Annotated in this window: 29 protein-coding genes; 21 read left to right on the top strand and 8 right to left on the bottom strand. The window is 30.0% G+C overall.

The genetic code is table 11. The features are described from left to right. Positions 1-6: 6 nt before the first annotated feature. Positions 7-306 carry a hypothetical protein gene (locus BUB33_RS12315; protein WP_072976803.1) on the bottom strand — a complete coding sequence of 100 codons (300 nt, stop codon included), beginning with the start codon at positions 304-306 and terminating at the stop codon, positions 7-9. Between the two features lie 255 nt (positions 307-561). Between BUB33_RS12315 and BUB33_RS12310 the strand changes: the two genes are divergently transcribed. The 15 genes from BUB33_RS12310 to BUB33_RS12240 all read left to right on the top strand — a co-directional run bounded on the left by BUB33_RS12310 (position 562) and on the right by BUB33_RS12240 (position 13,843). Beyond that, positions 562-1,662, top strand: a complete 1,101-nt coding sequence (locus tag BUB33_RS12310; protein WP_072976801.1) for a DUF5711 family protein — start codon at positions 562-564, stop codon at positions 1,660-1,662. 49 nt (positions 1,663-1,711) lie between these two features. Then, on the top strand, positions 1,712-2,341 hold the full coding sequence (locus tag BUB33_RS12305) for a hypothetical protein (protein ID WP_072976798.1): 630 nt from the start codon (positions 1,712-1,714) through the stop codon (positions 2,339-2,341). Positions 2,342-2,466: 125 nt separating this feature from the next. Further along, on the top strand, positions 2,467-3,069 hold the full coding sequence (gene yedF / locus BUB33_RS12300) for a sulfurtransferase-like selenium metabolism protein YedF (RefSeq protein ID WP_072976795.1): 603 nt from the start codon (positions 2,467-2,469) through the stop codon (positions 3,067-3,069). Between the two features lie 9 nt (positions 3,070-3,078). Further along, positions 3,079-3,345 (top strand): putative Se/S carrier protein, encoded by a 267-nt coding sequence (locus tag BUB33_RS12295; RefSeq protein ID WP_072976793.1) that lies wholly within the window; start codon positions 3,079-3,081, stop codon positions 3,343-3,345. A gap of 16 nt (positions 3,346-3,361) precedes the next feature. Next, the gene (locus tag BUB33_RS12290) at positions 3,362-4,237 is read left to right on the top strand and encodes a mechanosensitive ion channel family protein (RefSeq protein ID WP_084725435.1); all 876 of its coding nucleotides are present in this window, start codon (positions 3,362-3,364) and stop codon (positions 4,235-4,237) included. Then, on the top strand, positions 4,234-4,473 hold the full coding sequence (locus BUB33_RS12285) for a DUF951 domain-containing protein (RefSeq protein ID WP_244969252.1): 240 nt from the start codon (positions 4,234-4,236) through the stop codon (positions 4,471-4,473). Before BUB33_RS12290 ends, BUB33_RS12285 begins: the two co-directional genes overlap by 4 nt. 437 nt (positions 4,474-4,910) lie before the next feature. Next, on the top strand, positions 4,911-6,224 hold the full coding sequence (gene citS, locus BUB33_RS12280; protein WP_072976791.1) for a citrate/sodium symporter CitS: 1,314 nt from the start codon (positions 4,911-4,913) through the stop codon (positions 6,222-6,224). A gap of 76 nt (positions 6,225-6,300) precedes the next feature. Continuing rightward, complete coding sequence (gene citC, locus BUB33_RS12275) at positions 6,301-7,347, top strand: [citrate (pro-3S)-lyase] ligase (protein WP_072976789.1); 1,047 nt, start codon at positions 6,301-6,303, stop codon at positions 7,345-7,347. Between the two features lie 71 nt (positions 7,348-7,418). Next, positions 7,419-7,709, top strand: coding sequence for a citrate lyase acyl carrier protein (citD, locus tag BUB33_RS12270; RefSeq protein WP_072976787.1), 291 nt, complete (start codon positions 7,419-7,421; stop codon positions 7,707-7,709). Positions 7,710-7,714: 5 nt separating this feature from the next. Continuing rightward, entirely contained in the window at positions 7,715-8,611 is an 897-nt protein-coding gene (citE, locus tag BUB33_RS12265; protein ID WP_072976784.1) for a citrate (pro-3S)-lyase subunit beta, read from the top strand. Then, positions 8,595-10,145, top strand: coding sequence for a citrate lyase subunit alpha (citF, locus tag BUB33_RS12260; protein ID WP_072976782.1), 1,551 nt, complete (start codon positions 8,595-8,597; stop codon positions 10,143-10,145). The genes citE and citF overlap by 17 nt, the downstream gene beginning before the upstream one ends. 72 nt (positions 10,146-10,217) lie before the next feature. Continuing rightward, positions 10,218-11,087, top strand: coding sequence for a triphosphoribosyl-dephospho-CoA synthase CitG (gene citG / locus BUB33_RS12255; RefSeq protein ID WP_072976779.1), 870 nt, complete (start codon positions 10,218-10,220; stop codon positions 11,085-11,087). 1 nt (position 11,088) lies between these two features. Continuing rightward, entirely contained in the window at positions 11,089-11,610 is a 522-nt protein-coding gene (citX, locus tag BUB33_RS12250) for a citrate lyase holo-[acyl-carrier protein] synthase (RefSeq protein WP_159429197.1), read from the top strand. Positions 11,611-11,698: 88 nt separating this feature from the next. Beyond that, entirely contained in the window at positions 11,699-12,376 is a 678-nt protein-coding gene (locus BUB33_RS12245; protein WP_159429196.1) for a GntR family transcriptional regulator, read from the top strand. A gap of 282 nt (positions 12,377-12,658) precedes the next feature. Continuing rightward, positions 12,659-13,843 carry an aminotransferase-like domain-containing protein gene (locus BUB33_RS12240; RefSeq protein ID WP_072976775.1) on the top strand — a complete coding sequence of 395 codons (1,185 nt, stop codon included), beginning with the start codon at positions 12,659-12,661 and terminating at the stop codon, positions 13,841-13,843. Between the two features lie 137 nt (positions 13,844-13,980). On the opposite strand, the gene BUB33_RS12235 is transcribed toward BUB33_RS12240, so the two are convergent. From BUB33_RS12235 to BUB33_RS12205, 7 genes are all read right to left on the bottom strand, one after another. Then, positions 13,981-15,153, bottom strand: a complete 1,173-nt coding sequence (locus BUB33_RS12235) for a sensor histidine kinase (protein ID WP_072976774.1) — start codon at positions 15,151-15,153, stop codon at positions 13,981-13,983. Between the two features lie 3 nt (positions 15,154-15,156). Continuing rightward, positions 15,157-15,834: a response regulator transcription factor gene (locus BUB33_RS12230; protein WP_072976773.1), complete on the bottom strand. Its 678-nt coding sequence runs from the start codon at positions 15,832-15,834 to the stop codon at positions 15,157-15,159. A 134-nt stretch (positions 15,835-15,968) separates the two neighbouring features. Continuing rightward, positions 15,969-16,634: a phosphate signaling complex protein PhoU gene (gene phoU / locus BUB33_RS12225; RefSeq protein WP_072976772.1), complete on the bottom strand. Its 666-nt coding sequence runs from the start codon at positions 16,632-16,634 to the stop codon at positions 15,969-15,971. A gap of 15 nt (positions 16,635-16,649) precedes the next feature. Continuing rightward, the gene (gene pstB / locus BUB33_RS12220; RefSeq protein WP_072976771.1) at positions 16,650-17,405 is read right to left on the bottom strand and encodes a phosphate ABC transporter ATP-binding protein PstB; all 756 of its coding nucleotides are present in this window, start codon (positions 17,403-17,405) and stop codon (positions 16,650-16,652) included. After that, positions 17,398-18,225, bottom strand: coding sequence for a phosphate ABC transporter permease PstA (gene pstA, locus BUB33_RS12215; RefSeq protein ID WP_072976770.1), 828 nt, complete (start codon positions 18,223-18,225; stop codon positions 17,398-17,400). Before pstA ends, pstB begins: the two co-directional genes overlap by 8 nt. Further along, positions 18,226-19,083: a phosphate ABC transporter permease subunit PstC gene (pstC, locus tag BUB33_RS12210; protein WP_072976769.1), complete on the bottom strand. Its 858-nt coding sequence runs from the start codon at positions 19,081-19,083 to the stop codon at positions 18,226-18,228. 16 nt (positions 19,084-19,099) lie between these two features. Beyond that, complete coding sequence (locus BUB33_RS12205; protein WP_200778216.1) at positions 19,100-20,020, bottom strand: substrate-binding domain-containing protein; 921 nt, start codon at positions 20,018-20,020, stop codon at positions 19,100-19,102. 237 nt (positions 20,021-20,257) lie between these two features. Between BUB33_RS12205 and BUB33_RS12200 the strand changes: the two genes are divergently transcribed. The 6 genes from BUB33_RS12200 to BUB33_RS12175 all read left to right on the top strand — a co-directional run bounded on the left by BUB33_RS12200 (position 20,258) and on the right by BUB33_RS12175 (position 24,914). Next, positions 20,258-22,165, top strand: coding sequence for an acyl-CoA dehydrogenase family protein (locus BUB33_RS12200; protein ID WP_072976768.1), 1,908 nt, complete (start codon positions 20,258-20,260; stop codon positions 22,163-22,165). 49 nt (positions 22,166-22,214) lie between these two features. Beyond that, positions 22,215-23,414, top strand: a complete 1,200-nt coding sequence (locus BUB33_RS12195) for an FprA family A-type flavoprotein (RefSeq protein WP_072976767.1) — start codon at positions 22,215-22,217, stop codon at positions 23,412-23,414. Between the two features lie 97 nt (positions 23,415-23,511). Continuing rightward, positions 23,512-23,793 (top strand): 30S ribosomal protein S6, encoded by a 282-nt coding sequence (gene rpsF / locus BUB33_RS12190; RefSeq protein ID WP_072976765.1) that lies wholly within the window; start codon positions 23,512-23,514, stop codon positions 23,791-23,793. A gap of 20 nt (positions 23,794-23,813) precedes the next feature. Further along, positions 23,814-24,245 carry a single-stranded DNA-binding protein gene (locus BUB33_RS12185; RefSeq protein ID WP_072976762.1) on the top strand — a complete coding sequence of 144 codons (432 nt, stop codon included), beginning with the start codon at positions 23,814-23,816 and terminating at the stop codon, positions 24,243-24,245. Positions 24,246-24,260: 15 nt separating this feature from the next. After that, positions 24,261-24,485, top strand: a complete 225-nt coding sequence (gene rpsR / locus BUB33_RS12180) for a 30S ribosomal protein S18 (RefSeq protein ID WP_072976760.1) — start codon at positions 24,261-24,263, stop codon at positions 24,483-24,485. 108 nt (positions 24,486-24,593) lie between these two features. Next, positions 24,594-24,914, top strand: a complete 321-nt coding sequence (locus BUB33_RS12175; RefSeq protein WP_072976758.1) for a MazG-like family protein — start codon at positions 24,594-24,596, stop codon at positions 24,912-24,914. Positions 24,915-24,919: the final 5 nt, after the last annotated feature.

Below are 24,919 nucleotides of genomic sequence, written 5' to 3'. Positions count from 1 at the left end.
CTTTGTTTAACTTATGGAAATCTTAACTATTGTTCCATCACCAGTAGATATATCGATTAAATCAAATTTGCCGTATGATTTTAATTCATAAATTAAACTTTTTATCATCTTATTATCCAATTGTTTTAAGAAAAACTTTATATCGTCATCTTTGGAATCTACATCTCTTATGGCCATATCTTTGAACTTTAATGTTATTTTAGATAAAAAAGTAATAAGCCAGAAAGGAATACTAGGTATCCATAATTTAAAATTGCTATTTTTATCTACGATTTTAATTTTAATTTTAGATGCTATTTTAAACACCTCCTAGTTTTAAATATATATTTTATATTTGAAAACTCATTTGTTAATATCATAATATTATCAAATATTAAAAATGTCAATATAAATATTAATATTTTTAATTTATTTATTAAAAATATTAATATTTATATTAAAATTATGAAATTAATAGGTTAAAATTAATAGAATTTTAAAATAAAATATCAATAACCATTAAATTGTTATAGTGTTTTAGTATATGATATAATAAATTAAGATAATGCAAGAGGTGGTTCTATGGAAGAAAATAAAAAATTTGGATCTAAAGGTTTTAAAATATTTATAATAATATTTTTAACTTTGAGTATGTTTTTATTAAAAGAGGAAAATCAAGATAAATTAATTAATTTTATAAATTCTATTTCAGGTAAGGAGAAGGTTTTGGAATTAGTAAATTCTTTTAAAAACAATGGAGATATACAAAATATCAATATATATGATAAAACAATAGTAAAATGGAGTAATAATAAAATATCATTTATGAAAATAGATGGTACACCTATTTTAGAAAAAGAATTTAATTTTACAGAACCATATATTTCTTATGGAGATAAATATATATATGTGGCGGACAAGTCCACAGGAGATATTTATTGTTTAGACAAAAATGGGGAAACTAAGGATAGATTACAATTAAATAAAGAAATATTTAATTTAAAGGAGAGTCATGAAAATCTAATTTATCATATAAAATCTCCTGATACGGAAAATATAAAAATAATAGATAAAGATGGTGCATTAATATTAAATCAATCTTATGAAGGTGAAAATATTCTTACATATAATACAAATAATCAAGGAAATTTATCAGCAATATCTTCACTGAGTTTAAATGGAGAGATATTAAAGTCTAAAATAGATTGTTATGGGGAAAATAACAAAAAATTAAGTTCAATAGATATTGAGAGTGAAATAATTATATATCTTGATTTTACAGCAAAAGATGATATTATTGCCTTAAGTGATAGATCTCTTTACTTTATTAAGGAAGGAAAAACAATTTGGAAGAAACAATTTGATTTGATAAAGGATATATATCTTGGAAGAGATAAGATTTATATCTTATATAGTAATTATTTAGAAATCATTGGTTTTGATGGTAAAAGCGAAAAAAAAATTAGCTTTACAGATGACTATAAGAAAATATTACCATTCCAGGGTGGATTTCTAATTTATGGAGATAATAAAATAGTTATAATAGAAGGAAATAAGGAGATATTAAAACATGAGGATAATATAATTAGAATATCTACAAATAAAGACCAGATATTATTATGGGGACCAGAAGAAATAAAAATATATAAAATATTAAGTAAGAATAAAGTGAAAAATGTCTAATTATGGGTATAGTTATTAATATAATAAATAATTAAGTAGGAGGGAAAATATGAAAAAAGCAAACTATTCTTTAGGAGTAGTATTGATATTTATAGGTCTAATGTTTTTACTTATGAATTTAAATGTACTTACCTTCGATTGGCTATTATTTATATTAGCAATAGGACTGATAGTATGGGATTTGAAAAATGGGAATACAGTCTATTTAATAGCAGGTTTACTCCTACTTGGAATATCATCTGTAGCACTTATAGATGAGTACTTACTTACAACTATTAGTTTAAAATCCTTTATATATCAATTGATTTTTGGTATTATATCTTTAGTGATGTATAAAAGACATGGCAATAAAGGTTTTTTAGTATTAGGAACATTGCTGTCAGCCATAAGTTTTTATGGTTTAATTGAAGAGATAGTAAGAACTGATGTAAATTGGATAAGGTTTTTATTATTTTCAATTGCTTTCTTTATTATATATGCTATAGGATATAAAAGAGAAAACATAGAGTGGCCTAAACATATATCTATTATAATGTTAATTACTTCAATGATATCGTTATTGGGATCAAAAGATTTATTGAGGGTGGGTCTTTGGAAATTTATGTCTTATTTAATTCCTATTGTTATAATATTATTGGGCATTAGAATAATTACCAATGGAATTAGAGAGTCAAAGTAATTTATTTCTTCTTATTATTAATTATATCTATACTAAATAAATATATATAACATTTATTAATAGCTTTATCTATGCCATATAAAATTAGTATAATATAATTAATTGAAAATATAGGAGGAATAATAATGAGAATAGAAGTAGACGCAAGAGGACAATTATGTCCAAAACCAGTTATAATGACAAAAAAGGAACTAGATAATTTAACAAAGGGAATAGTAACTACTATTGTTGATAATGAAGTAGCTAAGGATAATGTTTCAAAATTAGCTGCATCCTATGGATACAGTTTTATAATTGATAAAGGCAAAGAAAATGAATATTATATTCATATTACTAAGGGTGGAGTAGGAGAAGAGTTAAACTTAAATGTATGTATTCCAGATACTTTTAAAGATTTAACTATTGCCATTGGTTCGGATAAAATGGGTGTAGGAGGAGAAGAACTAGGTAAGATTCTAATGAAGAGTTTTATATATACAGTAAAGGAAACTACGCCTTGGCCTGCTACTATGGTATTTTTTAATGCAGGAGTTTATTTAACATGTGAGGGCTCTGAAGTTTTAGAAGATTTAAAAGCATTGGCAACTGAAGGAGTTGAAATTATTTCTTGTGGAACTTGTTTAGATTACTATAATATAAAGGATAAACTTCAAGTTGGAGAAATAGGTAATATGTACAGTATATATGAAAAAATGCAAAATGCAAATAACACCATAAATATAGGATAGGAGACAAAGATGAATAAAGAGGTTTATGGAGTAGCAACATATAAATCTACTCACCATACTATACAAGCAGAAGGAGTATTTAAAGAAAAGGGGATAAATTTTAGAACTATACCAACACCTAGAGAAATTACAGTTAGTTGTGGTTTGGCAATTATTTTTCCAATAGATGATCTCCCAAAGGTAGAAGAAATAATAGATAGTAATGAAATAAATATAGACAGCATCTATAAATATACTAAGAATGGTTCAAATAATAAGGCTGAAAAACTAAGATAATATTGAGGTTAATTCTATGGAAACAACGGAAAACATAATAAATAATATTAAGTATTTTGCTGATGATTATCTGAAAAATAATAATGGAGAATTAAACTTTTTAGGTAAACTATTAAAGATACTACTAATAGTAATAACTATAAAAATAATTATTTCCCTGACTAATAAACTAATAGATAGAACTTTAAAGCATAGAAAAGGGATGAATTTTTTTGTAAATAATAGAAGAGCTACTACAATTGGCGAGGTATTGAAAAAAATTGTAAAATATATTTTATATTTTATAGGCATAGTAATGATTTTAGATATGTTTAATATAAATACTACATCTATATTGGCTACAGCAGGAATAGGTGGACTTGCCATAGGCTTTGGTGCTCAATCCTTAGTTAAAGATATAATTACAGGTTTTTTTATTTTATTTGAAGATCAATATGCTGTAGGAGATTATGTAAAAATAGAATCTTTAGAAGGCACCGTAGAAGAATTGGGTCTAAGGGTTACAAAACTCCGAGATTTTTCTGGAGATTTGCATATAATTCCAAATGGAAGAGTTCAAGTTGTAACTAATAAAACTAGAGGAGCTATGAGAGCATTAGTTAAAGTATCTATAGCTTATGAAGAAAACATTGATGACGCTATTAGAGTATTAGAAAAGGTTTGTAAAGAAATTAAGTCCAGTAATGATAATATACTAGATGGACCTACTATATTAGGAGTTACAGACTTAGGAGATTTTGATGTATCTATTTCAATAGTTGCAAAAACTAAGCCAATGGAGCAGTGGGCAGTGGAAAGGGAAATTAGGAAAAAGGTAAAAGAAGCCTTCGATAGAGAAAATATAGAAATACCTTATCCAAAAAGAGTAATATTTGGGGGGAAAGAACAATGATATTAAAATATGAAGTTGGAGATATTATAACTCTAAAGAAGGGTCATCCCTGTGGAGAAAACAAATGGGAAATTTTAAGAACTGGAGCAGATATAAAAATAAGATGTTTAGGCTGTGACAGACAAATTTGGATACCTAGAATAGACTTTGATAAGAGGATTAGAAAGATATTAGTTGATGAAAAATGGATTAGTATAATTCATCATAAAGGTAAAGAAAATAAAGAAGAAAATTAATTGCTTTAAAAAAGGATATAGATATTTATTCTGTATTCAGAACTGGGGATTATATTTTTAATCAAAAGAATATCCTTGTTTATTAGTGAATATATTGATTTGTTAAAAATTCATTAATAAAGTAATTCTTTATAAAAGATAGTGAATATTTTAATAAAGATATAAATTTAAATGCAAAAAGAGATAAACATAATATTATTTGCAATATAAAAAACATGAATAATATATAAAAACAAATATTTTAAATAAAATCTATAAAATATTGTAAAAGTTTTAGATTTTATAACCCTTGGAAATCCTTTCTATTGGTGATTTCCTAGGGTTTTTTTAATACAGTTTTTAATGTAAAAAACTCTTGATAAATTGTATACAATAGTATATGATTGTATACAATAGATAATATTTCCAATTATCTAAAAAATCAAGGGGGTCAGGTTATGATTAAAGTAAATGAAAAAGGATTTAAAAACTTTAAGATGTTCGGAATTCCGGTACCTTTATTCTTGTTATTTGCTATTGTAGCTTGGGTTGCAGCGGCTACTGGTGTACTGCCTAAAGATATCACAGGTGCATTAGCAATTATGTTTTTCTTAGGAATTATTTTTGGAGAAATAGGAGATCGTATTCCTATTTGGAAGGAGTATGTAGGTGGAGGAGCAATTTTAGCATTTTTAGGTTCTGCATATTTACTCTATGCAGGAATACTACCTGAAAGGGCTGCTGAGAGCATTAAAATTTTTATGGACGAATCAGACTTTCTTAATTTATTTATTTCAGTTCTTATTACAGGAAGCATTCTTTCTGTAAATAGAAAACTTTTAATGAAGGCTTTAACAGGTTATATCCCAGCTATATTAGCAGGTATTGTAGGAGCATTTTTATTCGGAATAATGGGTGGATTATTATTTGGGGTATCACCAGCAGAAATATCAATGAAATATGTATTACCAATTATGGGTGGGGGAACTGGAGCAGGTGCAATTCCTATGTCAGAAATTTTTACTTCTATTACTGGAAAAGATCCATCAGAATATTTGTCTTTTGCATTTCCCATATTAACTATTGCAAATATTATTAGTATAATGGTTGGAGCATTATTACACAAATTAGGGGAGAAAAAACCTGAACTAACTGGAAATGGCAAGCTTGTAAAGGGAGATAATTTTGATGCAGCAGATAAAGATAATGAATTTAAAATAACATCTACGGAAATAGCAGCTGGATTAGTTTTAGCAACGGGTTTCTATGTACTAGGTAATTTAATGTCAAAGAAAATATTACCCTCAATAGGTGGAGTTAAGATTCATGCCTTTGCATATATGGTAATATTTGTTTCCTTATTTAATATTTTAAACTTTATACCAGAGCCATTAAAGCAAGGTACTAAGAAGCTACAATCCTTTTTCTCATCCAAGTTTTTATGGGTTATTATGATAGGGGTAGGTGTAACTTTTACAGATTTAGGAGAAATAATTGCTGCAATAACTTTTAGCAATGTTATTATAGCAGGCTTTATAGTTTTAGGAGCAGTATTAGGTACAGCAGGACTTGGATATCTTGTAGGTTTTTATCCAATAGAATCTGCTATAACGGCAGGATTATGTATGGCTAATAGAGGTGGATCTGGAGATATTGCTGTATTAGGAGCAGCAAAGAGAATGGAGTTAATATCCTTTGCACAAATTTCCTCGAGAATTGGTGGAGGAATAATGCTTATAATAGCCTCTATAGTGTTTAATATGTTTACTTAGAATAGTAAATTGATGCATTGCTTAATAATTTAAGCAATGCATCAATCCTTAATATAAATGGTGGGGAGTTATAAAAATGATAAGTGAAGATATTCATATAAGGACGATTTGTTTGAATAATCCAAGGGAGAAGGTTCAAGTTGAGGAATTTTTATTGTCTCAAGGTCTTAGTCTAGAAACAGATGTAGAATATACAGTAGCTCTTTATGAAGATGATAAGATTGTGGGTACAGGTTCATTATCAGGAAAAGTACTAAAGTGTATTGCAGTACATCCAGATTATCATGGAAAGGGATTTTCCAATAAGATAGTGTCTTTATTAATAAATGAAGAGTATCATAGAGGAAATACTCATCTGTTTATATTTACAAAACCAAGTAATATTAATATGTTTAATGATATGGGGTTTTATGAAATAGCACAAGTGAAAGAACAAGTAGTTTTATTAGAAAATGATCCTCAAGGGATAAAAAGATATACAAAAAAACTTAATAAATATAAAAAAGATGGTAATATTATTTCATCTATAGTTATGAATTGCAATCCTTTTACTTTAGGACATCAGTTTCTAATAGAAAAGGCATCTTTAAATAGTGATTTTGTACATGTATTTATAGTTTGGGAGGATAAGTCACTTTTTCCCCCTAATGTACGATTTAATTTAGTGAAAGAGGGAACAAAACATTTATCTAATATAATCCTTCATAGGGGTGAAGATTATATTATTTCTAACTCTACTTTTCCTTCATATTTTATGAAAGAATCATCTAATATTGTTAAAACCCATGCATTATTAGATTTAAAAATCTTTTCTTCTTATATTGCTCCTTCTTTGGGAATAAATAGAAGATATATAGGAGAAGAACCAAATTGTCTTGTAACTAAAGAATATAATGAAATTATGAAAAAGGTATTACCTAATTATGAGATAGAAGTTATAGAATTACCTAGAATTATAAAAGATGAAAATGTAATAAGTGCTTCTAAAGTAAGAGAATATATAAAAAATAATGATTTAGGGTCTATAAAAAGAATTGTACCATCAACTACTTATGAGTATTTGATTTCTGAAGAGGCAAAGCCAATAGTAAATAAAATTAGAAATACTGACTCTAGACATTAAGCTAAGATTGAAATTAATTGAGAACTTAAGGTTTTTTAATATATATAAATTTTAAGAGGGGGTTTCAACATATGGAAATTAATAAGGTAGGTATTGCTGGAACTATGGAATCCAGTGATATAACAGTTACTATTCAGCCAACAGATAATCCTGGTATTGAAGTAATACTACAAAGCTCAGTGAAAAAACAATTCGGAAAACAGATTGTAAAGGTGATTGAGGACACTATAAAAAGCTATGGAGTGGAAAATGCCTTGGTTAATGCTGTAGACAAAGGTGCAATAGATTATGTGATTAAGGCAAGAACAGAAGCAGCTCTATATAGGGCTACAGGAAGTTCAAATTATAATTGGGGGGAGTGATATATATGGCTAGATTAAGAAGAACTATGATGTTTATACCAGGTAACAATCCTTCAATGATAACAGATGGACATATTTATGGTTCTGATTCAATAATGTTTGATTTAGAAGATGCAGTTTCATTGAGGGAGAAGGATGCAGCTAGATTTTTAGTATATAATGCTTTAAAAACAATAGATTATAGAGACACTGAAACTGTTGTAAGGGTAAATGGTTTAGATACTCCTTTTGGCAGGGATGATTTTGAAGCTATGGTTAGAGCAAAACCTGATATTATTAGGCTGCCAAAAACTGATACACCAGAGGATGTAATTGAAGCTGATAGACTTATAACGGAAATAGAAGAAAAAATAAATATTGAAGTTGGAACAATAAAATTAATGGCCGCAATAGAGAGCCCTTTAGGAATAATGAATGCATATAAAATTGCTACTGCTAGTAAGAGATTAGTTGCTATGGCAATTGGTGCAGAAGATTTTGTTACTAATATGAAGACTACAAGATCCTCCAGTGGTGTAGAATTATTAAGTGCTAGAGGTCAATTGCTTTTAGCAGCAAGAGCAGCAGGAATACATGCCCTTGATACTGTATACTCAGATGTTAATAATGATGAGGGTTTTATAGAGGAAGTTAAGTTAATTAAACAGATGGGATTTGACGGAAAATCAGTTATACATCCTAGACAAATAGGTTTAACACATAAAATATATGAACCTACAGAAAAAGAAATACAACATGCAATTAGGGTTTTATATGGGATTAAAGAAGCAGAAAGTAAAGGTTCAGGGGTAATTGCTGTTGATGGGAAAATGGTTGATGGCCCAATAGTCGATAGAGCTTATAGGGTTATTGAACTAGCTAAAGCTACAGGTGTATATAAGGAGGATGATTTCATTGGTTAAAAACGGTGTTGGAAGGGATATACCCGAATATATTGAAGGGATTGGGCATTTGAAACCATATGAAAAGCCATTCAGTGTTGTACCAGAAGGAATCAAAGCTGGTTCCAAGTTAAAAAGACCATTACCTCATAAAAGTAAATTAATTAAGAACATAGAAGAAGCAGTGAAGGCTACAGGATTAAAGGATGGTATGACAATCTCATTTCATCATCATTTTAGAAACGGAGATTATATAGTTAATATGGTTGTAGACGTCATTGCAAAGATGGGGATAAAAAATTTAAGATTAGCACCTAGTTCCTTGGGGACATGTCATGGGTCATTAATAGAACATATAAAAAATGGAGTCATTACTAAGATTGAATCCAGTGGAATTAGAGAGCCTCTTGGTACAGCAATTTCTGAGGGAATAATGGATTATCCAGTAATAATCAGATCTCATGGTGGAAGAGCAAGAGCTATAGAGTCTGGAGAATTAAAAATAGATGTTGCTTTTTTAGGTGCTCCTTCCTGTGATGAATATGGAAATGCTAATGGATTTAATGGTAAATCTTTATGTGGATCATTGGGATATGCAATGGTAGATGCTAAATATGCAGATCAAGTAGTTTTGATAACTGATAATTTAGTTGAATACCCTTGTTTACCTGCAAGCATTAATCAAACTCAAGTTGATTATGTAGTTGTTGTAGATTCAATAGGAAATCCAAAGGGTATAGTTTCAGGAGTAATAAGGCATGATAAAAATCCAAGAGATATTCTAATTGCTGAAAATGCAGTAAAAGCTATTGAAGCATCTGGTTATTTTAAAAATGGTTTTTCATATCAAACAGGGGCATCAGGTGCTTCCTTAGCTGTTACATCCTTGCTAAGGGATAAGATGATAGAAAAAAATATAGTAGGAGGCTTTGGTCTTGGTGGAATTACAGCTCAATTAGTCCAACTACATGAAGAAGGTTTATTTAGAGGGTTATTTGATACTCAATGTTTTGACTTAGTTGCAGCGGAGTCCATAGGAAAGAATCCAAAGCATTTCGAAATAGATGCATCTTTTTATGCCAATCCCCATAACTCAGGACCAGCAGTAAATAACTTAGATATAGTTATGCTTGGAGCTTTAGAAATAGATACAGATTTCAATGTAAATGTTATTGCTGGATCAGATGGAGTAATTAGTCAAGCTTCTGGGGGACATCCAGATACTGCTGCTGGAGCAAAGATGTCTGTAATATTAGCTCCACTAATTAGAGGAAGATTGCCTATAGTAGTAGATAGAGTTACAACAGTTGTTACACCTGGGGAAACTGTAGATGTACTGGTTACTGATTATGGAATAGCAGTAAATCCTTTAAGACAAGATTTAATAGAAAACTTTAGGAAGGCTAAGCTACCTTTATATACAATAGATGAACTACAAAAAATGGCAGAAAAGTTAACAGGAAAGCCAGAAACTATTGAATTTGGTGAAAAAATAGTAGGTATTGTTCAGTACAGAGATGGAACTGTAATTGACATAATTAAACAAGTGAAATAATATATAGTAAGAATCTTAACTGCCTATATGTAATCATATAGGCAGAATTATATTAAATTAAGGAGCCATAAAATGACTAATCATGAATTTAGTATTTATATAAGTAGATTAGCTACTAAATCTATGTTATTTGAAGTATCAGCAACTCCTAAACCAGGTCTTGTAGATAGAGAAAATTCAGGTTCTCATAATGACATGGATTTTTTTACGTTTTTAAGCAGTAGTATAGTTTTATCACCTTATTTTTATGAATGTTCTATGGCTGGAATAAAATTTCAAGAAGATGATTATAAATTTTTATTAAATAATATAAGACCTATTGGCATAGAAGCAGAAAAAAATATGTTTTGTACAACTAATGGTGTAAATACACATAAAGGTTTGATATTTTCTCTTGGAATAATTGCTACTGCTGCAGGGAATTTATTTAAAAAGAAAAATACTGAGCAGTTAGATTCAAGAGAGATATGCAGCTTAATAAAGTCAATGTCTAAGGATTTAACTGAAGAGTTATATCATCTTGATCAAAAAGATAATTTAACTTATGGAGAACGGTTATATAAAAAATATGGAGTAAAGGGAATTAGGGGAGAAGTAGAGTCAGGGTTTGCCACAGTAACAAAATATTCTTTACCTGTTTTTAAAGAATTAATAAGGGAGAACAAATATCATATAAACCATATTTTAGTACAGGTTTTACTTCATTTAATTAGTAATACAGAAGACTGTAATATATTAGGCAGGAATAATATGGAGACCCTCAAGTATGCTCGAGAAAAAGCAAAAGAAGCTATAGAGGTTGGTGGTTATTTAACACCAGAAGGGAAAAGATTTGTGAAACAAATGGATAGAGATTTTGTAGAAAAAAATATTAGTCCAGGTGGTGCAGCAGATTTACTTGCAGTTACTTTAATGTTATATTATTTAGAGAATGGGGATTAATATGGTAGATAAAAAAATTTTGATGGAAATATTAAAGTCAAGAGAAGATAGAGAAATAAAACAAAAAGAAATAATTCACAAATATAAAAATAGTATAATATCTTTTACATTAAATATACCTGGACCAAATAAAGATAGTATAAAGTATAGGAAAATACATGATGTAGGTATGGAAACAATTATAAATAAGTTAAAAGACAAAGGATATAAAATAGATTATATTGAAAATATATATAAAATTACAGGACCAGAAGGGTATATTTCCTTATGTATTAATCCAATTGAATTAAAGAGGATTACAACAACAATAGAAGAAACTCATAAATTAGGCAGATTATTTGATATGGATGTTTTTGATTTTAATCACAATCAGATAAGCCGAAGAAGTCTTGGATATAACCCAAGAAAATGTTTATTATGTGATAAAGATGCAAAGGTTTGTAGTAGATCAAGTTCTCATTCACTAGAAGAATTAATTTATAAGGTTAATCAAATATATTACTCTTATTTTTCAGTACAATAATAATTTTGTAAATAATATTTTGGTTTTTTCAACTAAATTGCTATAATAATAGATACTATATTAGATTTGCATGATTGGAGAGAAAAATATGTCTACTATAAAACTAAAAAAGCCAATATCTGAAGAAGTGTATGGAAAGTTAAAATTAAATATTCTTAAAAATCAGCTAAAACCTGGTGAAAGACTTGTAGAAAGTGATATAGCAAAGAAACTAAAGGTAAGTCGAACTCCAGTCAGGGAAGCATTAAAACAGCTAGAACAGGATGGTTTAGTAACATACTTTCCAAGAAAAGGTTCAATAGTAAGTGAAATATCTATTCGTGATGCCTTAGAATTATATGAGGTGAGAGAATATCTCGAGGGATTGATGATACGACTTATATGTACAAATATACGCAGAAGTGATGTAAAACTCCTTGAAGAAATAGTTCAAGATATGGAGAATAGTATAAAGGCAGAGAACTATGATAATTTATTTAGTTTACATGCTAAGTGGACTGAAACTATTATTGATTTAACAACTAATAAACAGCTTAAAAATCAAATGATAGTTTTAAACGAAAATTTAGGTAGGCTTAGAAAAATATCTTTATATAACTTTAACCATACAATAGCAGCCTACGATGAAACGAGAGATATACTTGAAGCCATAATCAGTGGAGATGAAGATGAAAGTGAGAGATTGGCCAGATTGCATGTAAGAAATGCTAAACAAAGATTTATGGCTAATGTTATGGATAGGGAAGATGAAGGAAATAAGATTTAATCTTATTTCCTTTTTTGTGTTAGTTACGGATAAAGGTCATAATAAGAGATTAGTCACAAATAACCTTTAAATCTAAAGCCTACATAACCAGCTATTGAGGTATGAGAGAAATTTACTATATAAGTTATTAAATTATAAATAGATTGTTTTCGAAATATTCCAAATAGGTGAACTTTTAAATTTATGATATAAATTGTATTAAATCATTAGACAATTAAATATATTAATAGTAAACTATAGATAAGGTTATAGGGAAACCTAAATTAAATGGAGGTGCGTGTGATGTCATTAAATTATGCAAAGCGTATGGACAACATCAAGGCTTCAGAAATTAGAGAATTATTAAAGTTGACACAACAACCTAATATTATTTCATTTGCTGGTGGTATGCCAGCACCAGAATCTTTTCCAATAGAAGAATTAGTTAAGATTGGAAAGGATGTTTTAGAAAACACAGGAACTTTAGCATTACAATATGGGCCAACAGAAGGATATCAGCCACTTAGAGATGCTATAGCAAAGAGGATGGCAAAGGTAAAAGTAGATGTTAAAGCTGAAAACATATTGGTGACAAGTGGATCACAACAAGGACTTGATTTTGCAGCTAAGATATTTATAAATCCAGGAGATATTATAGTTTGCGAGAGCCCTACATATCTAGGTGCTATCAATGCATTTAAGGCCTATGAACCAAAATTTATAGAAGTATCTACAGATAAAGATGGTATGGATATGGAAGAATTAGAAGAAGTATTAAAGAATAATGAAAACGTTAAGTTTATATATGTTATCCCAGACTTCCAAAATCCATCAGGTAAGACTTGGTCAATAGAGAGAAGGATTAAGTTAGTAGAATTAGCAAACAAGTATAATATAGGTATAATTGAAGATAATCCATATGGTGAATTAAGATTTGAAGGTGAAGTATTACCAGCTGTTAAACATTTTGATACAGAAGGAAGAGTAGCTTTCTTAGGTACTTTTTCAAAAATTCTTTGCCCAGGATTAAGACTTGGATGGGTAGTAGCTGATAAAGAATTTTTAAATAAATTTATACTGGTAAAACAAGGTGCAGACCTTCAATCAAGTACTATTTCACAAATGGAAGTAGCAAAATTCCTAGAAATTTATAATATAGATCAACATATTCAAAAGATAATTGATATATACAAGGTAAGAAGAGATGTAATGATAAAGACCATGGAGGAAGAGTTCCCAGAAGGAGTAAGCTTTACTTATCCAGAGGGTGGTCTGTTTACATGGGTAGTATTACCTGAATATATGAATGCTAGGGAATTGGCATTAAAAGCATTAGAACAAAATGTTGCATATGTACCAGGTGGTTCTTTCTTCCCTAATGGAGGAAATGAAAATACCTTTAGATTAAATTATTCAAATATGAATGAAGAAAAAATAGTAGAAGGTATAAAGAGACTTGGAAAGGTAATAAAAGAATCTATGAGATAGTAGTTAATTTTAATTAGAAGATTAATAAATAAAGAACTTATATATTAAAATATGCTCCCCCTATAGAAGATGGTTAGAATAATAAACTGTTTACTATGAGGAGGGGCATATTTTTATGGTAAGAAAAGATTTTTTAGTTAATAATTAGCCTTAGGTAATTTTACTTCTATGGTAGTTCCCTTACCTTCAATACTTGAAAGGGACACTTTGCCACCATGATGCTCTACAGTATGTTTTACTATAGATAGCCCAAGACCTGTACCATTTACTTTTTTTGAACGAGATTTATCCACCCTATAAAATCTCTCAAAGACCCTATCTTGTTTTTCAGAAGGAATACCAATACCAGTATCCATAACTTTAAGAATACCCCAACTATCAATAGAATGTATTTCTAGATCAACTTTCCCATTAAGTTTATTATATTTTATAGCATTATCTACTAAATTAAATATTAAATCTTCAATCATTCTTTGATTTCCTTTTATAATTGTACTTTTTCCAGTTATATTTAGGGAGATGTTTTTTTCCCTTGCATTAATTTCCAGATTTGAGCATACAAATTGTGTTATAGAAAGTAAGTCTATTGAGGAAAATTCTCTATTAATAGACAAATCATCAAGTTGTGATAGTTTGATAATGGAGTCTATAAGACTTAAAAGCCTCTTACCTTCTTTTTGGATAATAGAAGCAGCTCTTTTAATATCATCATCGTTAGCCATTCCAGTTTCTATCATTTCTGCAAATCCATTTATAGAGGTTAGAGGAGTTTTTAGTTCATGACTTACATTTGCAGTAAATTCTCTTCTTATTTTTTCTGTCTTTTTTAAAGATTCAATATAATTTTCAATTTGCTTTTTCTGTATTTCCATAGTTCTAATAAATGGCTGAAGTTCTTCATATACTATGCTATCTTCAACATCTCCACCAGATAATATACTTTCAATATTATAGGAGGCTATTTCTATAGGTTTAATTATCTTTGATGTTAAAATAGAGGAAATAATGTATAAAAATATTAAGATAAAGACTAATAGTCCAGCCATAGCAGGTAATATTCCTATGAAAGTATGTTTGATATCCTCAATAGGCTTAGATATTCTTACTACTTTATCATCTATCTTTAAATCATAATAAGATAATTCTTTTTCTTGGGGTAGATTATTTATATCATAGGTATTGATATTAATATTATCTATAATATCTTTTGGATTATAATATTCATAGAATAAAAACACTAGAACTATAGAAGTAATAATAGCAGTTATAGTAGCTATTGCTGCAAGATTATAATATATCTTTCTTTCCAAACTTTACCCTCCTATCTTATAACCTACATTTCTTATGGTTTGAATGATTTTACCAGTATCACCAAGCTTTAATCTTAGGGTTCTTATATGAACATCTACAGTTCTGCTTTCTCCTTCAAAATCAGTTTCCCATACTTCGCTCATTATTTTATCTCGAGATAAAACTATATTTTTATTTTTCAATAGATAATGTAAAAGTTCAAATTCTTTAAAGGTCAAACTAATTTCTTTTTCATCTACAGTTACAACTCGTCTTTTTTCGTCTAAACATAAATTATCTATACATAATAAACCTTGTGTATCTTCTAATTTAATACTACGGCGAAGGACAGCATTGACTCTAGATATTAGTTCCATTACTCCAAAGGGTTTTGAGATATAATCATCTGCTCCTAGATCAAGACCTTTTACCTTGTCATATTCACTAGTTTTTGCAGTAAGCATAATTATGGATGTATCTTTAGTGATGCTGTTTTTTCTTATGTTACTGAGTATTTTATAGCCATCATCTCCAGGTAGCATTATATCTAGTAAAATTAAATCTGGTACTTTAACTTTAATTTCATTATAGAGTTCATCAGCATTTTCAAAGCCTTTAACTTCAAATCCATTATTTTTTAATGCGTAAAGGACTAATTCTCTAATACTTTCATCATCTTCAACATAGTAAATTGTTTTCATAAAACCACCTTCCTATGAGTTAATAGACACAGGCTGCTTATAAAGCTGTCAGTTTAAACCACTAATATATTTGATTTAATTATATCATTAAAAGTATATTATAAAACCAAAGAAGAATGAAAATCCTCTTTGGTCTATTTTTTGAATTTATAATTTTCTTCATAATGTTCCCCTGTAATAGAGTAATAAACCCATTCTGCTATATTCTGGGCATGATCGCCAATTCTTTCAAAGTATTTAGCTATCATTATTAGATCTATTGCCTGTTCACCATAGGAAGCACTTTCTCTAATTAACTCAATTAATTCATCTTTAATTATATTAAATAAATTATCAACAACATCATCATATTCAATAACAGATTTTACAAGTTCTAAATCTCTTTTAACATAGGCATCTATACTATCCTTTACCATCTTTATAGTAGCTTCTGCCATTTGAGGTATATGAATAAGCTGTTTTATATATTCTTGATCAGCAAGCCATATAGTTATCTCTGAAATATCAGAAGCCTGATCACCAATTCTTTCCATATCAGTAATCATCTTTAATGCTGATGATATCATCCTTAAATCACTGGCTACAGGTTGTTGATGTAATAATAACTTTAGACATCTTCTCTCTATACTTTTTTCTATATCATTTACTTCTTTATCACCTTCCACAACTCGTTTTGCAAGCTCTATATCTTGTTCAATTAAGGCAGTAACAGCGGCCTCTATGGAACTTTCAATAATATTTCCCATTTCTATAAGTTCTTCATTTAATAATTCCAATTCTTTATCAAATCTATTTCTCATACAAATCAATCCTTCCTATCCAAATCTTCCTGTTATATAGTCTTCTGTACGTTTATCCCTTGGTTTAGAGAATATAAGGTCAGTATCTTCAAATTCTATTAATTCTCCATTTAAGAAAAATGCAGTTTTATCTGAAATACGAGTTGCTTGTTGCATATTATGAGTTACCATAACAACTGTATAATTATCTTTTAATTCCTGTACTAAGTCTTCGATTTTGGCAGTTGATATAGGATCAAGAGCAGATGTGGGCTCATCTAAAAGTAATATTTCTGGGTCAACAGCTAAGGCTCTTGCTATACAAATCCTTTGTTGCTGTCCACCAGATAATTCAAGGGCATTTTTCTTTAATCTATCCTTTACTTCATCCCATATGGCAGCATTATGAAGACTTTTTTCTACTATATCATCAAGGGTACTTTTTGATTTTATGCCATGAGTACGAGGACCAAAGGCAATATTATCATATATGCTCATTGGGAAAGGGTTTGGTTTTTGAAAAACCATGCCTACACGTTTTCTTAAAAGGTTTACATCAATATTTCCATTATTATATATATTTTTTCCATCTAACAAAATATTTCCTTCTATTCTACATCCTTCAACCAAATCATTCATTCTATTAAGTGTTTTAAGAAATGTTGATTTACCACAACCTGACGGACCAATAAAGGCAGTTATTAGATTTTTTTCTATATTAATATTTATATCTTTAAGAGCTTGAAAGCTACCATAATATAAATTTAAATTTTCAACTATAATTTTATTCATTTAAATCCCCCTTAGATAATTTTTTAGCTATTAATGAAGATGCTCCATTAATTCCAATTACAACAATTAAAAGTACTACAGCAGTTGCATAAGCTTCATTAGTATATAGTCCTTCACTAGAAAGGGAGTACATATGAATTGCTAAGGTTCTGCCTGATGAAAATAAATTTTTAGGTATTTGTGGTACTGTACCAGCAGTATATATAAGTGCTGCAGTTTCACCTACAATTCGTCCTATTGCAAGAATAACTCCAGCCAATATTCCAGGCATAGCAGTAGGTAAAACTATTTTAAATATAGTTCGTAGTTTACCAGCACCTAATCCAAAGCTAGCCTCTCTAAGAGTATCTGGGACTGCTAGGAGAGCTTCTTCAGTTGCTCTAATTATGAGGGGGAGGATCATAATTGCAAGAGTACAAGCTCCAGCAGCCATTGAAAAACTCCAACCTAAATATGTTACAAAGAATAATAATCCAAATAATCCATATACAATAGAAGGAATTCCCGATAATGTTTCAGTTGTTAATCTTATTATTTCAACTAATTTATTGTCACTCTTTGCATATTCAATAAGATAGAATCCAGTGAATATTCCAATAGGAGATGCAATTATTAAAGCTAAAAAAGTCATTATAAGAGTAGTAATTATTGCAGGAAGCAAAGAAACGTTTTCTGTAGTGTATTCCAAAGCAAATAATGAAGGCTTTATATATGGAATTCCTTTAATTAAAATATATCCAATTATAGCAAATAAAGTAGAGAAGGTTGCAAAGGCTGAAAATATAACAATACCTTTAATTAATTTACTAAGTCTATTCAATTATGCCACCTTCCTTTTTAATATAGAAAACAGACCATTTAAAAGCAATATAAATATAAATAATACTACGCCCGTTGCAATTAATGCTTCTCTATGAAGATCAGCTGCATATCCCATTTCTATTACAATGTTAGCAGTTAAAGTACGTATTCCCTTTAATAATCCTTTAGGCATACGAGCTTGATTTCCAGCTACCATAATTACTGCCATGGTTTCCCCTATGGCTCTGCCGATTCCAAGCACTATAGACGAAAGAATTCCTGATTTTGCTGCAGGAAGCATTGCAAAGAATACTGAATACTCATGAGTTGCACCTAAGGCAATGGCTCCTTCATAATAGCTGCTAGGCACTGATTTAATAGCTGCTTCTGAAAGTCCTATTATGGTTGGTAAGATCATTATTCCCAGAAGTATAGAAGCTGTTAATATACTAGAACCTGTACCATTAAATAATTTCCTAATCAAAGGGACTAATACAACAAGACCAAAAAATCCATATATGATAGAAGGAATTCCTGCCATTAGGTTTACTGCAGGTTTTAAAATTTTATATAATTTTTCAGGGCAGAACTTGGCTAGAAATATAGCAGTTAAAATGCCAATAGGTACTCCGAGAATTATAGCACCAGCAGTTACATAAATACTCCCTACAATCATAGGAAATATTCCAAAGGATGGAGGTATGTTTGAAGGTGACCAATCCTTACCTAGTAAAAAATTAAATACTCCAATTTTCCCAATAGCAGGTATTCCATTGGAAAACATAAAATAACATATTAAAATTACTGATATTATAGAGAAAGAAGCGGAGATAAAGAATATTATCTCCATTAATTTCTCAAAGAAATTTGATTTCATTTAATCACCTGCTTTTCTATTTAATGTCGCTCCAATTAATAAGTTCACCTATGAATATGTTTTTTATATTTTCTAAAGATATATCCGTTAAAGTATTTTCTGGATGAGTAATGACTGCAATACCATCTAATGCTATAGCTATATCTTTGAGTTCTGATTTTTCGCTATCCTTTAAAGCTCTTGAAGCCATACCTATATCACAAGTTCCATCTATAGCAGCTTGCATACCAGCTGATGAGTCTGATTGTTGTACTTCTATTTGGGCATTTGGATTAATTTTAATATATGCTTCCCTAAGTTTTTCCATAACAGGTGTAACAGAGGAAGAACCTGCTATTACAATTTTGCCAGTTGGTTTAGAACCATTGTAAGGTGCTGCGTTATCATCTACAGCTATATAGCTTTTAGAAACAACCTCTTGCCCTTCTTTACTCATTATAAAGTCTATAAAGTCTTTAGCTATTTCAGAGATATCACCTTTTGTTGCTATGTTAAAAGGTCTAGCTATTTTATAACTACCATTTTTAATATTTTCAGTTATAGGGGCTATGCCATCTACATTTAGTGCTTTTACTGTATCATTAAGGGAACCTGTTGATACATAACCTATTGCATATTCATTTCCAGCAACTGTTGTAAGTACAGTATCTGTTTTCATTTGGGTTATAGCTTCTTTTGTAGTTCTATCAATCTTTTTCCCAGTACCATCTTTTTCTTCTACTCCTGTTAACTCTACAAAAGCACCTCTTGTACCAGAGCCTTCTTCTCTAGTAACTACTACAATTTCTTCTGAAAGATTAAAATCATTTTTAGCATCCTTATTTTCTTTAACATTTGTGTTGGTTACACTTTCTTCACCTTGATTATTTGATTTACACCCTATAAGAAGTGATGCTACTAAAATAAAAGATAATAATAAAGTAATTATTTTTTTCAATTTAATTCCTCCCTTTAATTTCATTGTTTGTTTTTAGTATATAGAATAAATGTTAAATCCATTGTTATGGCAATGTTAAATCTATGTAAAATATATAGATTTTTCTTTTTCAACAAATTATAAAGATTGATTAATTGAATATTAAGAGGGTAAAAACAGGTCGAAGGAAAAGAAAGTTGGCTGCTAGAATTAAGTATAAAAACATTTATTAAATTGTTTTAATTAGGAGGCGTATATATGTTTTTTAAAACTACAGAGCAACATGAGAATTTGAGAGCAATAATCAGACAGTTTGCCGAAGAAGAAGTTAAACCTATTGCATTTATATTGGATCAAGAAAACAAATTTCCTTCGGAAGCAATTAAAAAATTAGGAAATATGGGTATGATGGGAATACCATATTCTAAGGAATATGGTGGAGCAGGGCTTGATGTAATTAGCTATGCAATAGCCGTTGAAGAACTATCAAGAGTAGATGGCGGTACAGGTGTAATCCTTTCTGCTCATACATCTTTAGGTGCATATCCCATTGCTGCCTATGGAACAGAAGAGCAGAAACAAAAATATTTAATTCCCTTAGCAAAGGGGGAAAAGATTGGAGCCTTTGGTCTTACTGAGGAAAATGCAGGTAGTGATGCAGGAGGTACAGAAACAACAGCGGTTTTAGAAGGTGACTATTATATATTAAATGGAGAAAAAATTTATATTACCAATGGAGGTGAAGCAGATACTTATATAGTTTTTGCAGTTACAACACCAGATATAGGAACTCGTGGTATTAGTGCATTTATTGTTGAAAAGGGATGGGAAGGATTTACCTTTGGTAAACACTATGATAAAATGGGTATTCGTTCTTCTGCCACTTCAGAGCTTATTTTTAACGATGTAAAAGTTCCTAAGGAAAACTTATTAGGTAAAGAGGGTCAAGGTTTTAAGATTGCAATGTCAACCTTAGATGGAGGTCGTATTGGTATTGCAGCTCAGGCACTTGGTATTGCTCAAGGTGCTTATGAAAATGCATTGGAATATTCAAAGGAAAGAGTTCAATTTGGAAAACCTATCTGTCAACAGCAGGTTATTTCTTTTAAATTAGCTGATATGGCAACAAAGCTTAGAGCTGCTAGATTTTTAGTTTATAGTGCAGCAGAGTTAAAGGAAAATAATGAGCCTTATGGTGCTGAAGCTGCTATGGCAAAAATGTATGCTTCAGAGATTTGCCTTGAGGTTGTAAACGATGCTCTTCAAATATTTGGTGGAAGTGGTTATCTAAAAGGTATGGATATTGAGCGTGCTTATAGGGATGCTAAGATTTGTACAATATATGAAGGAACTAATGAAATCCAACGTATTGTTATAGCTGCTAATATTATAGGTAAAATGCCAAAGACAGACAATGGAGGTAAAACCCCTAAAGTTGGTCCAGCAACAGGTTATCGCAAGAAGATTATTTTTAACAGTGGTACTCCTAAGGAGAGGGTCGATGAACTTGTAAAGGCTCTTAAAGCAGAGGGTTATGATTTTACTGTTGGTATACCTATTGATACTCCAATAATTAAAGCAGATAGAGTAGTAAGTGTGGGTCTGGGAATAGGAGCAAAGGAAAATATGAAACTTATAGAGGATTTGGCAATTCAAGCTGGGGCAGCTATAGGTTCATCTCGTCCAGTAGCTGAAGATCTTAAATATGTACCATTAAATCGCTATATTGGTCTATCAGGTCAAAAATTTAATGGCAATCTTTATATAGCCTGTGGTATTTCAGGAGCAGGTCAACATTTAAAAGGTATAAAGGATGCTACAACAATTGTTGCAATAAATATAGACCCTAATGCAAAAATATTTAAGAATTCAGATTATGGCATTGTTGGTGATATAATGGAGGTATTACCACTACTTATTGAAGCTTTAGATAATGGGGAGCCTAAAAAAGAAGCACCACCTATGAAGAAGATGAAAAAAGCTATTCCAAAGAAGGTTTCTCCAACTTGGAAATATCATGTATGTAATGGATGTGGCTATGAATATAATCCAGCAGTAGGTGATCCAGAGAGTGAAATAAGTCCAGGTACAACCTTTGAGAAATTACCTGAAGAGTGGACCTGTCCTTCCTGTGGTGAAGAAAAGGATATGTTTATAGAGGTATAATCAATATAAATACTAATAAGATATTTTAATTATAAAGGAGGATTATTATATGCATTGCGTTAGAAGTATAACTGATGATCTTTATTGGATTGGTGGTAATGATCGTCGTCTTGCTTTATTTGAAAATATTCATCCAATAGAGAAAGGTGTATCTTATAACTCTTATTTATTATTAGATGAAAAAACAGTATTATTTGATACTGTTGACTGGGCAATTTGTCGTCAGTTTCTTGAAAATATTAAGGCTGTATTAGGTGATAGAACTTTGGATTATATGGTGATTAATCATATGGAGCCAGACCATGCAGCTTGTATTGAAGAGATTATTCTCCGTTATCCAAATATAAAGATTATATGTACGGAAAAGGCTTCTTTATTTATGCATCAATTTGGATTTAGTATTGATGATAAGGTGATAAAGGTAAAAGATGGAGATAGTATGTCCTTTGGAAAACATAATCTTGTATTTGTTACAGCTCCAATGGTTCATTGGCCAGAGGTAATGGTAACCTATGATACTACTAATGGGGTACTATTTTCTGCTGATGCCTTTGGTTCATTTGGTGCTTTAGATGGTAAGCTATTTAACGATGAGGTAAATTTTGATAGAGATTGGATTGATGAAGCTAGAAGATATTATACAAATATTGTAGGAAAATATGGTCCTCATGTTCAATCCCTTCTAAAAAAAGCAGGAAATCTTGATATAAAGATTATCTGTCCATTACACGGACCTGTATGGCGTAGTGATTTAGGGTATTTTATAGATAAGCATGATAAATGGAGTCGATATGAACCAGAAGAAAAGGGAGTAATGATAGTTTATGGAACTATGTATGGAAATACAGAAGCTTCTGCTAATTATTTAGCAACAAAATTAGTTGAAAAGGGAATGAAAAATGTGGTTATGTATGATGTTTCAAAAACTCATGTATCCTATTTAATTGCTGAAACATTTAAATACAGTCATGTAGTTCTTGCCTCTGTAACCTACAATTTAAAGATTTATCCGCCAATGTTAAACTATATAATGGATATGAAGGCATTAAATCTTCAAAAGCGTACTTTTGCTATTATAGAAAATGGGTCTTGGACTCCTCAATCAGGGAAATTAATCCGTGAACTTTTAAATGAAATGAAGGAGATGACTATTTTAGATAATGATATAACATTAACTTCTAGTATGAAAGTAGAAGACTGTGACTCAATGGATTCTATGGCTGACAGTATTATTGAATCTATGAAATAATTACCTTGCATACTTTATGTATTAATGATATAATACTTTGGTAAATCCTTGCTCTATCTTTAGGATAGAGCCGATAGTCCATAGGGAGGTGAAAGGCATGAGAAAGTATGAAGCGGTGTTTATCTTTTTACCAAGTGAAGAGGAAAAAAGAGTTCAAATCCTTGAAAGATTCAAGGGTATAATTGAAGCAAATGGAACTATTATAAACATTGATGAGTGGGGTATTAGAAAACTTGCATATCTAATTGATGATATTGGTGAAGGATACTATGTACTTATAAACTTTGAAAGTACACCAGAAGTTATCAAAGAATTAGATAGGGTTGCTAGAATCTCTGACAGCATTATGAGACATATGATCATTAGAGAAGATGAATAGTCTAAGGGTAGGTGAGAATATTGAATAATGTTGTACTAATAGGAAGATTAACAAGAGATCCAGAATTAAGGTATATACCTGGTAGTGGTGCTGCTGTTGCAAGATTTGGAATAGCAGTTGATAAGGGGCTTTCCAGAGAGAAAAAGCAGGAAATGGAATCTAGAAATCAGCCAACGGCAGATTTTATAAATATAACCGTATGGGGAAAACCTGCAGAAAACTGTGCTAATTACTTAGTAAAAGGTAGATTAGTAGGTATCCAAGGTAGAATTCAAACTGGCTCCTATGAAAAAGATGGAGTTAGAGTATATACAACAGAAGTTGTAGCTAATAATGTTGAATTCTTAGAATGGGGAGATAAAAACAAATCCTCAGACTTTAATGATTCTAACCTAGATTTTGGTGGTATAGAAGGCTTCCATCCCACTGATAATGATGATATTCCATTCTAGAAGGAGGGTAAGAAGATGCAAAGAAGATTTAAACCAAGAAAAAGAGTTTGTAGCTTTTGTGTAGATAAATCAAATCATATAGATTATAAGGATATAAATAAGCTTAAAAAATATATAACAGAAAGAGGAAAAATTCTTCCTAGAAGAATTTCTGGAAACTGTTCAAAACATCAAAGAGAGCTTACAATAGCTATAAAAAGAGCAAGACAAGTAGCATTATTACCATATAGTGCAGAATAAGAGAGGATACCCTCTCTTATTTTTTTAAAGACTTTTCAATTGACTTATTTCCCTATACTTTGTATTATTTTAGTAAGGTAAAATATAAAATTAAAGGATGGGAATGAGATGAAAAATAAAGATATAGATATTATAAAAAATATGAAAACTGTAGAATGGCTCAAGGCTCAGTTACTTAATACTGTAGCTAACCTATACTCTACTCTGGCAGATGCAGAAGAAAGTACAAAGGAAAATCTTGAGGATATTATTTCAAATCTTATATTAGAATCCTTACTTTTGGGTAAAAGATTAGGGTTAGATTATAAAAATATAGAATCTGCATTAAGGGATAATATCAAGCTCAACCTAATAGAAGAGCATAAAATAGAAAAATGGTATGGAGATTTAAGTATATTGCTGGAATTTATTGATAAACATAAAGATTAGGGGTG

Source organism: Tissierella praeacuta DSM 18095 (genome assembly GCF_900128955.1).
In the GTDB taxonomy this organism is placed as follows: Bacteria; Bacillota; Clostridia; order Tissierellales; family Tissierellaceae; genus Tissierella; species Tissierella praeacuta.
This window is presented reverse-complemented; position numbering and strand designations above follow the sequence as displayed.